Below are 9,892 nucleotides of genomic sequence, written 5' to 3'. Positions count from 1 at the left end.
GGGCCGGCCCGCCGGCGCCCCCCCCGCCCCCATCTTCCCGCCGCGCGGGGGGGGCCTCGGCTCCGCCTGGCCCGTCTACGCCGCCGACGCCGACGGCGGGGTGCTCGTCGACGTCGACGGCAATTCGTTCATCGATCTGGCCTCCGGCATCGCGGTCACCGGCATCGGCGCCGCCCACCCCGCGGTCGCGTCCGCCGTCGCCGAGCAGGCCGCCCGCTTCACCCACACCTGCTTCATGGTCACCCCCTACGAGAACTACGTCCGGGTGGCCGAAGAACTCGCCGCACTCACCCCCGGCGACCACGAGAAACGCACGGTGCTGGCCAATTCCGGCGCCGAGGCCGTCGAGAACGCCGTCAAGATCGCGCGCCTGGCCACCGGCAGGACCGCCGTCGTCGCCTTCGACCACGCCTACCACGGCCGCACCAACCTCACCATGGCGCTCACCGCGAAATCGATGCCCTACAAAGCGCACTTCGGCCCGTTCGCCCCCGAGATCTACCGCATGCCCGCCTCCTATCCCTACCGTGACGGCCTCACCGGCGAGCAGGCCGCGCACCGCGCGATCACCCGGATCGAGAAACAGATCGGCGCCGACTCCCTCGCCGCCCTCGTCTACGAACCCATCCAGGGCGAAGGCGGGTTCATCGTTCCCGCACCCGGATTCGTGCCCGCGCTCGCCGCCTGGGCGAAGGCGAACGAGGTGGTGTTCATCGCCGACGAAGTCCAGACCGGCTTCGCCCGCACCGGCGACTGGTTCGCCTGCGAACACGAAGGCGTGGTCCCCGACATGATCACCATGGCCAAAGGCATCGCCGACGGCCTCCCCCTGGGCGCCGTCACCGGCCGCGCCGGCCTCCTCGACGCCGTCCACCCCGGCGGCCTCGGCGGCACCTACGGCGGCAACCCCATCGCCTGCGCCGCCGCCCTGGCCACCATCGCCGTCATGCGCGAGCACGACCTCCCCGCCCGCGCCCGCCGGATCGAGGCTCTGGTCCTGCCCCGCCTGCGCAAGCTGGCCGACGACCTCGACGTGATCGGCGAAGTCCGCGGCCGCGGCGCCATGCTCGGCCTCGAACTGGTCCGACCCGGCACCGCCGAGCCCGACCCCGACGCGGCCAAAACTGTTGTCGCCCGGGCATTCGCCGCGGGCGTGATGACCCTGACCTGCGGCACCTACGGCAACGTCATCCGCCTGCTGCCCCCGCTGGTCATCGGCGACGACCTGCTGACCGAGGCGCTCGACGTCCTCGAATCCGCGCTGCGCGCCCCAAATACCTGATCCCGTGGCCTTCAAGCATCTCTGCTCTGGAGAGCGCGCACCAATTCCACGATGAAATCGGCCGCCGCCTTCTGCTGGTCGCCCGTCAAATCGAAATCGCGAATGGCCGATTCGCTGTCGTTGAGGCTGATCTGAAAGTTGCCGTTCCAGTCCTCGACGCGTGTCGCGAATTCGATGATCGCTCCCGGTGGGTCGTCCGACACCAACACCCCCTCCACACCGGGAAAGGCAACGAACCCGTCTCGTCCGCCGGTGGGATCGGTATCGGAGGGCGCCCGGTATGCTCGCACGAACCCCCGCCAGGACGCCTTTCCGTCGACATGACAGTAGCCACTGCCGCCTAGCGTGGAGTCCAGATCACGCGGAGAGTTGATGCGCACAGATGTGTCGTTCAGTTCTTCGGCGAAGAAGTTAAGCATCGGCTCGCACAGGTCTCGCATTTTCGTGGCCTGCGGTCGGGTGCTGGTTGGGGCGATTGCGATATCGGCGGTGTCCGGATGTTCCGATTCAGAACATCCGGCGCCGCCGAGCAGCAGAACTGCGGCCAGTGCGAGTGTCTTTGAGAATTTCACTGAGTGACCACATCCGATTTGACCGACCACTTGTTGTTTCCATCCGTCACTGTTCCATCACTGTAATCTTCGCCCGATTCCACGACGACACCATCTTCGACTACCCGACCGGTCACGGCTGGAGGCCATTTGTTGTCCGGAAGCCCGTCCTGGACCGAGGTTGCTTGAGCGATCCGGTTCCCTTCGATCATCTGTTTCTGGGCCGTCTGGATAACCGCCGTGACATTATCCAAGATAAATTTCTCCAAGCCCTGGACAATATCTACTAAGTTGCCGGCTTCGAGTAGCGCGAGTGGACCCTTTTCGGCGATGTCCGCGATGGCCTGTTTGGTGTTGTGTACTACTTCTTGCGTGTTTTTCGCTATTTGAATATAAAGTTCCAGAGTGTCGACGGCCACATTTTCCAAGCTTACCGCAACCTGTTCGCACAACTTCGGCATCGACTGGAATGCTCGATTTTGAATATCGCGCATGTCGCGATAACGATCTGCCGCGACGCCCTGCCAATCCGATTTCAGATCCGTCTTCAGGAATGCGTTACCTGCATGCGTGAATTCGCCGCCTATATTTCTCCAGGTGTCCGCGTATTGGATGAAAGTGATCGGCATCGCGATGCCTTCGATGAGATCCGTCAAGGTGTCAATGATCTTCTTCAGCGACGCGACGACCGCTGTCCTGTTATCCCACAGCGTATCCACGAGTTCTTCGACACCCCAGTGGGCGAACGGATTGAGGCCTGCGCCCAGATGGCCGCCGATCCGTATCCATCTCACAAGTTCTCCGTAAGCGCTTTCCACCTTGGGTGGAAGGCCATCGATTTCGTTCTTATCCTGCAGAATCGTATCGATGTTGGTTTGGAGATCCTCTTTGGTGCCTTCCGGAAGTCCCACTTCGCCCCCCTTCGCTACCTAGTAGAGCTGTCTCAACGCGTGCTCGCCGCGCTTGTCTTCTTCTTCGTATACCTTGGCAATATTGCGAAGGGTACTTGCAATTTCGCGACAGACAGCCGCGCCTTCGCGGGCTCTGTCTCCGGTATAGCCGGGAGACGGTTCATATTTATGGTATGCCGCTTGGAAAACGCCGGCCTCCACTCGATTGAGTTTCACGTCTGCAGTGAGTTGGAGCGCCTTGTCGAGGTGCTCGGCTGCGGTCTCCCAGTCGTCTGCGGTTTTCCGCATCTGATCCAGAGCTGCGTGGATCTGATCGTTACTGGGGACAGCCATCAGTGCATCCTCTCGTCCAACAAGCGTTGATAATGGCGATTTAGCATGAATTCGAGATCCTCGTCCGAGTATCGTGTGTAGTCGCCATGAACCGTCAGGTTCGGGCGAAGGCTGCGGACGCGGTCAGTGCAGATCAGAACTTCGTCGGCGATGCGTCTCGGCTCGACTCGCGCAACCCAATCGGGACTGACTTGAATAGACCGCAGCCGAATCCGGTCTGCTTGGATAGCCACAGCCGGGTAGCCGTGGATTAGTGCATCACCATTGACTCTGAAATCTCCACGGGCCACAATTCTGCTGCAGGTGGCGTGGTACTCCTCCCAGGTGCGGGTCTCGAGCAACAGCATCCACATCGTGCGACGTGGTGGCGTGGCATACGCGGCTATGGTCAACTTTGATGGCCACCGGTCAGAGGAGAAGGCCCGGGCGAAATGTTCGTTCAGCGCACGGTTGTAAGCGAGCATGAGTTCATGCGCGCACTGGTGCGGTTCGACATAGCGGTCCCATTGCTTACTCAACTCGATGCCGACCGGTAGCAGGCCTACATCAAGGCGCATCGTCGCCATGGATACACGTAGCGGACTCGCCGACGGCTGAGGAGATGATGGGAAGGGCTGGGAGAACTCGCTTGTCGGCCGAAGTGATGGTGTTTCGGGCGGGCTCCACGCTGGGCCAGCGACCACCGGCTTCTGCCTGGTAGGTGCGAGCGGCTCTTCATCCCAGTACTCATCGGGATCGTCATAGTGGTTGAACCAGCCTGTCGTACTCATGTCACCACCGAACCCTGCTGGCTACCCGCGAGCGCATAGGTACGTTCCCCCTGACCTCGAACCGACGGAAACACCTTTGTTGTATCTCCTCTACATTGTCAAGCTGGATGTTGCAGTCTTGCAGCATCCAGATCGCAAGCGGCGGACTGGAGTCAGCGGGTGGCACCGTCGTCGTGCGCTGGAAACGGGCTGGCCACCATCCATCTCATCGGTGATCGGAAGATACGACCGGACCAGACGGACCGACTGCTGGCCAACGGCAAGGACGTGGCCGAGGTCTGTCGCTCGATGCAGGTCACCGAAGTCACCTGGGTAGTGCACGAACATCTCGTCCTACGCCGCCGTCCGCGCGTTCTCCCGCGACCGCGCGCAAGCCGCCTCGAACCCCGAGACCGCCATGGCGAGCGTCTGCCCCTCCGGCACGACCCACCCGCCGTCGTCTCTCGCGCGTACCCGTCGCACTCCGCCTCGGCGAGCCCGCCGACCGTCCGCTTGAACCCCACCCGCTCCGCTGCCGCGCAGTGCTTCACCACAGTGATCGGTGAGGTCAGCGAGGGCACCAAGCTTCGAACTCTCCAGCGGCCCACCCGGTGCGCAGCCCGGGGTGAGATCAACGGCGGGCCATATCCACGAACCCGCTGAGGTGCAACTGGCGCGTCACAGTGAGCGGCGTAGTGGGGCCGTTTCGGCGCCCCGCCGTGCATACCTCCGCGAGCGGCGTGGTCACGCTGACCTGCGGTGTCTACGGCAAGGGTGAACCGAGCACGCCGGTCCGAACTTCCGCCGACCATTCCACGTATTCGACAGTCGTCCCGTCGGGATGGCGGAGATAGACGAACTGTCCGGTCTCGCTCGTGAACGGTCCGCCGGTCACCTCGGCTCCCCGAGCCGTGACACGACTGATCAACTGGCCGAGATCGTCGACCACCACCGGCCCGACTGTCGAGCGATAACGATCGATCTGTTCGGGCTCGCCCGCGATGAGCAGAAAATCGCCGACCGCCGCCAGTTCGGCCTGCTCGAAGCCGAATCGCAGGTCCGCGGGAGCGCCGACGATGCTCTCGTAGAACGGCAGGGCGGTGTCGAGGTCGGCGACGAGCAGCCGGGCGTACGTCTTCAGGATCTGCATGCCCCGAACGCTACGGTGAAGAGACCGACGGCAGCAGTACGCACTCGAAGGTGAGCGGTGATCCCCGTGGACGGCATCAGCTACAAGATGCTCACCCAGACCCTGCGCGACCTCGAAAACCACGGCCTCGTCGACCGACACGACCACGCCACCGCGAATCCCCGCGTCGACTACACCCTCACCGAAGCGGGCACACGGCTCGTGACCGCCATCCACACCCGCTGCGGCTGGTCACGCACCCACCTGGACCATCTCCTCGGCGCACCAGCGCACTCGGACCGTCCAGCGACAGCACCCCCCACGGGCTGACAGCAGATCGACTTCGTCCGTCTGGGCTCGCCGCCGAGCACGGGTTCTACGATAAAAGGGAAGTATCTGACATTTACTTACGTTTTATCGGAGGTCGTCCGACCACTATCCGGTGGTTGACGCGGAAGCCTTGGCCTTCGAACTCGCTCGCAGGGTGGGTATCGCTCACCCGAGGGCAGCGAAACTTCCTATGGCGGCGACAGATCCTGAACCCGTTCGTCGGCTACGGTTACCGATCGGGATGACCTGGAAGGCTCGCTGTGGCCGGGGCGCTTTCCGCATCCGCTGCGCGGAATCAGCCCCGGGCCATGTCCACGAAACGGCTCAGATGCAACTGGTGGGCGACGGTGATCGTCGCCGTTGGTCCGTTTCGGTGCTTGCCGAGAATGAGGTCCGCTTCGCCGCCACGCGGATCGTCGCGTTCGAAGGCGTCGGGCCGGTGCAAGAGGATGACCATGTCGGCGTCCTGCTCGAGACTGTTGTGCACCGAAATGCCTTGGGCGACGAAGTTGTGCGTGCCCGGCACCGTGCCGTCGTAGACATCCTGCTCACCGAGCGAGGTGATCTCGACGATCCTGTCCCAGAACACATCGTTGGTCGCGAACATCTCGATGTCGGCATCGTCGAGGATCGTGGCGACGCGAGCCAGGCGGGAGCGGCTCGGCGAGCGCTTCCACATCGTGGAGCCGCAGAAACGTGAGCCCATCGCCGCGGAGAACTCGCGGTGGGTCATCCGCTTGGCGGCGAGCAGGGTGCGGATCTGGTTCCAGACTTCCTTCGGGACGGTGTCGACGTTCGTGTCGCGGGTGAGCGGCTCCAGTTCGGCCAGTGCTGCCTCGGCTGCGGCGCCGCGTGCGCCGTGAACGCCGATGTCCCGCAGGAATACGGTCTGATTGTCCGTGCCGTCGACGGTGAGGTGCCAGCAGTCGCGATATCCGGTCTTCCGCACCGGCTCGATGCGAGCGTGTATGCCCAGCCGCAGCAGCAGTTGAGCCAGGTCGTCGACGAGACGACGGCTGGTGGACGCGTAATAGATCCTGGCCTGGCGGCCCTCGGCATCCCAGCGCACCGATCCGTCGGTGGCCCACAGGTGTCGCACGAACAGCGCTACCTGGTCGTTCGGCAATCCGAAGACTCTGGCGGGTACGAACTTCTCGTAGCTGCGCAGGCCGAACAGGCCCAGTTCGTCCAACCACGCGGCGATCGGGTTGCGCTTGCCACGAGTGAGTCTGTACGGGGCTGGCAGGCGCATTGTGGTGACTCGGGCGGCCGCGTACTCGTCGCGGACGGGCGTCACGCCGAAATGTCCGGCGGCGGCGGAAACGGCCGACAGGTTCGCCTCGTCGATGCTCGCGTAGCGGATCGGCTGTCTGCGCACACAGGAGCCGTCGCCGATCATGTGGGCGAGCAGTACGATCTCGGCCTCGGCCATGCGTTCGGTGTGCACCGGCTCGGGCACCAGACGAGGAGTGGCGAGCCGGTCGTCGATCTTCAGCTTCTCCAGCGGAATCCATCCGTCGACGGTCAGGAACGGATGGTTGCCGGTGGCCTCGACCTCTCGTCCCGAGGCCAGTCGAAGGCGGAACACTTCTTTGCGTCCGCTGGGGAATACCTTGACCATCGGGCGCGCGACCATCCGCATCCGGTCGTCCAGCGACCACACCAACGGCTGTTCTCCGCTGGCGAGCAGATCCCCGAGCGTCGTCTCCGCACCATTGTCGGCCCGCAGAATCCGAGTAGACGCGGGAAGGCAGCCCGACTCGCGAAGGTCGGAGACCATCGGCCTTTTATCGGTGCGCTGTTCCGGACCGCGATTCAGCTGACTGATCGCGACGACGGGGACTTCCAATTCCTTGGCGAGCAGTTTCAGATTCCGGGAGAAATCCGAGACTTCCTGCTGGCGGGATTCGACCTTCTTGCCGGAGGTCATCAGCTGCAGGTAGTCGACCACGACGAGCTTGAGATCGTGGCGCTGTTTGAGCCGGCGGGCCTTGGCGCGGATCTCCATCATGGTGAGGTTCGGAGAATCGTCGACGAACAGCGGCGCCTCGCTGATCTCGCTCATCCGGCGGGCCAGTTTGGTCCAGTCGTCGTCGCTCATCCGACCCGAACGCATATCGCCGAGTTTGATCTTCGCTTCGGCCGAGAGAAGACGCATGACGATTTCCGTGCGGCTCATCTCCAGGGAGAAGATGACGCTCGCCAAACCGTGTTTGATCGAGCAACTCCGCATGAAATCCATACCCAGCGTTGAATTGTGGGTCGGCACCATGGAACGCCCGGCCAGGTACATGTGCGCACTGTTGCCGACCTCGACGCAACGCACCGGCACGGACTCGATGCGTCGCACATCGACGATGTAGCGCGCTCGGGAACGTGCGGTATTGGTTGCCGCTCGACGTTCCTTGTGCAGTGCGGACTTTCGGTACAGGCCGAAGACCTCGTCGTCCGTGGCGAAGGTGAGGGTATATGCGGTCGACCCTTCGGGCCCACGCCTCCGAACCTGTTCGGTGGAGACGCCGCAGCGGTAGCCGAGACCGACCACGAGTTCGTAGACGTCGTCGAACAACCGCTTGTCGGTGACCGAGAACTGGACCGAGCCGCCATGTGTCACCGTGCCGTCGGTGTCCAGCAGTCCGGCGAGCAGCGCCCGGCGCTGCGTCTCCGAAGCGCGCAGATAGTGCATCGGTATGTGCTTGTTGCCGAGCACGCCGAGGGTGCGAAGCCGTGCCTGGAGTGTGCCGACTGCGTTGCGGGACTGCGATGCGACGATCCCTTCGCCCTCGATCCGGGCGATGATCTCCGGATCGGCGGAAGTGATGGCAGCGGTATCCGACGTGCCGTCGCCCAGCCAGGCGCCGAGCGTATAAGGAGGAACAAGCAGTTCCTGCTCGGGTAGTTGCAGTGCTTCGGTGTTGGTGACGGAGTGCTCGAGGCGTCGATCCGCGGTATCGCACCGAAGGGTGGCGGCGATCTCCCCCGTCGTCCTGATCGCGGCAGGTATGCGAGGGGATCGGCGGGAGGCTCGCGTATCCGTCAGCCACTGGTGGTGTTCGTCCGCGACGAGCACCGTGCCGTCCGAGAACTCGACCTCGTAGCAAGGCCGGTCGACGAGCACTTCTGTGGCGGCGACAACGCGGGTGGGCCTGCCGTCTGCGCCCAGCAGGTCGTCCCCGACGGACACCTCACCCATCGTGGTCCATCCCGTGGGAGTGGGCAGCGGTGTGTCCAACGCCAGGGCCTTGCCGACGCCGGGGCGGGCGGCGACGATGATCATCTGTCCGGGGTGCAGACCATTGGTGATCTCGTCCAATTCGGTGAATCCCGTGGGGACACCGAGGGAGATGCCGCCGCGGGAGGCGATGGAGTCGATCTCGTCCATCGTGGGCTGGAGGAGGTCTTCGAGGGGGAGGAAATCCTCGCTGGTGCGGCGTTCGGTGACCTCGTAGACCTCGGCCTGGGCGCGGTCGACGACCTCGGCGATGTCCTGGCCGTCGGCGCCGGCGTAGCCGTACTGGACGATGCGGGTGCCCGCCTCGACCAGGCGGCGCAGGATGGCCTTCTCGGCGACGATCTCGGCGTAGTAGCCGGCGTTGGCCGCGGTGGGGACGGTCTGGGTCAGGGTGACCAGGTAGGGGGCGCCGCCGATGCGCTTGAGCTCGCCGCGGCGTTCCAGGCCGGCAGCGACGGTGACCGGGTCGGCGGGCTCGCCGCGGCCGTAGAGGTCGAGGATGGTGTCGTAGACGGCCTGGTGCGCGGGGCGGTAGAAGTCGCCGGGGCGCAGCACCTCGACCACGTCGGCGATGGCGTCCTTGCTGAGCAGCATGCCGCCGAGCACGGACTGTTCTGCGGCCAGGTCGTGGGGCGGCTGACGGCCGAAGTCCTCGCCGGGGGGCTCGGGCGGGAAATCGCCACGGTGCCCGCGGTCATCGGTGGTCGTCACCTGCTCGACGTCCTCTCTCCTCGACGATCAGGCCAGATCCACGATCGGGTCCGCCGCCTGTGGATGACTGTGTTCTACTCTCCGGCACCGACAGTTTCGCGCTCTTGCGGCACCCGGGTCGCGTGGCGGCTCAGCAACCCCGGCGCACAGGGGCGGTCGACGGCGTCCGATCGGGATTCCGTTGGGGACGATGTGTGGACACTAACCACCCGACACGCCGACGCCAAATACAGCTGTGGACAGACCTGTGGATAACTTGTGGACTGTTTACCCAGGGGATGTGCACCCCCTGTGGACAACTTGGGGAAAACCACCCTCAGGCACGTCGAAGCTGCTGATAGATGCTTGTTTCTGCATCTATACAGGTGTGGATAGATATTTTTGCGGCGTGTCGCCTCAGGTGAACAACCGGGCGTGTCAGGTGAACGGAACGGGTGTTCGATATGAACCAGATCACAGTACGGGCGGTCGGTTTTCGTCTTCATCCACCGGTGATCCACAGGACACGCCGGACGCGAAGGTATCGGAGGGCGGCCCGCCTGCGGTGATGTGCAGCGGGTATCGACGTGGGGCCGCGTGAATCGGGGCAAACGCTGTGCAACCGATTCGCGGCGCAGCCGTAGCCACCCCCGCCGCGTCGAGGGCGGGGGTGACTACGTAGCCG

8 protein-coding genes are annotated in these 9,892 nt (G+C 64.2%); 2 read left to right on the top strand and 6 right to left on the bottom strand.

What is annotated here, in order from left to right:
- A partial coding sequence (gabT, locus tag QH283_RS30025) for a 4-aminobutyrate--2-oxoglutarate transaminase (RefSeq protein ID WP_280506282.1) occupies positions 1-1,282 on the top strand: 1,282 nt, incomplete at its 5' end.
- A gap of 11 nt (positions 1,283-1,293) precedes the next feature.
- Here the strand turns inward: gabT and QH283_RS30020 are convergent.
- The 5 genes from QH283_RS30020 to QH283_RS30000 form a co-directional block, all read right to left on the bottom strand.
- Positions 1,294-1,854, bottom strand: coding sequence for a hypothetical protein (locus QH283_RS30020; protein WP_280506281.1), 561 nt, complete (start codon positions 1,852-1,854; stop codon positions 1,294-1,296).
- Positions 1,851-2,744 (bottom strand): hypothetical protein, encoded by an 894-nt coding sequence (locus tag QH283_RS30015; protein WP_280506280.1) that lies wholly within the window; start codon positions 2,742-2,744, stop codon positions 1,851-1,853. The genes QH283_RS30020 and QH283_RS30015 overlap by 4 nt, the downstream gene beginning before the upstream one ends.
- Before the next feature lie 18 nt (positions 2,745-2,762).
- The gene (locus QH283_RS30010; RefSeq protein ID WP_280506279.1) at positions 2,763-3,077 is read right to left on the bottom strand and encodes a type VII secretion target; all 315 of its coding nucleotides are present in this window, start codon (positions 3,075-3,077) and stop codon (positions 2,763-2,765) included.
- Positions 3,077-3,847: a hypothetical protein gene (locus QH283_RS30005; protein ID WP_280506278.1), complete on the bottom strand. Its 771-nt coding sequence runs from the start codon at positions 3,845-3,847 to the stop codon at positions 3,077-3,079. Before QH283_RS30005 ends, QH283_RS30010 begins: the two co-directional genes overlap by 1 nt.
- Positions 3,848-4,589: 742 nt before the next feature.
- A complete protein-coding gene (locus QH283_RS30000; protein WP_280506277.1) occupies positions 4,590-4,976 on the bottom strand; it encodes a VOC family protein in 387 nt (128 codons plus the stop codon).
- Positions 4,977-5,033: 57 nt separating this feature from the next.
- Here QH283_RS30000 and QH283_RS29995 point away from each other — a divergent pair, with 57 nt between their 5' ends.
- Positions 5,034-5,285 carry a winged helix-turn-helix transcriptional regulator gene (locus QH283_RS29995; RefSeq protein WP_280506276.1) on the top strand — a complete coding sequence of 84 codons (252 nt, stop codon included), beginning with the start codon at positions 5,034-5,036 and terminating at the stop codon, positions 5,283-5,285.
- Positions 5,286-5,580: 295 nt separating this feature from the next.
- On the opposite strand, the gene QH283_RS29990 is transcribed toward QH283_RS29995, so the two are convergent.
- Positions 5,581-9,111: a replicative DNA helicase gene (locus QH283_RS29990; RefSeq protein ID WP_414689545.1), complete on the bottom strand. Its 3,531-nt coding sequence runs from the start codon at positions 9,109-9,111 to the stop codon at positions 5,581-5,583.
- Positions 9,112-9,892 lie beyond the last annotated feature (781 nt).

It is taken from the genome of Nocardia farcinica, from assembly GCF_029867845.1.
Taxonomy (GTDB): Bacteria; Actinomycetota; Actinomycetes; order Mycobacteriales; family Mycobacteriaceae; genus Nocardia; species Nocardia farcinica_A.
This window is presented reverse-complemented; position numbering and strand designations above follow the sequence as displayed.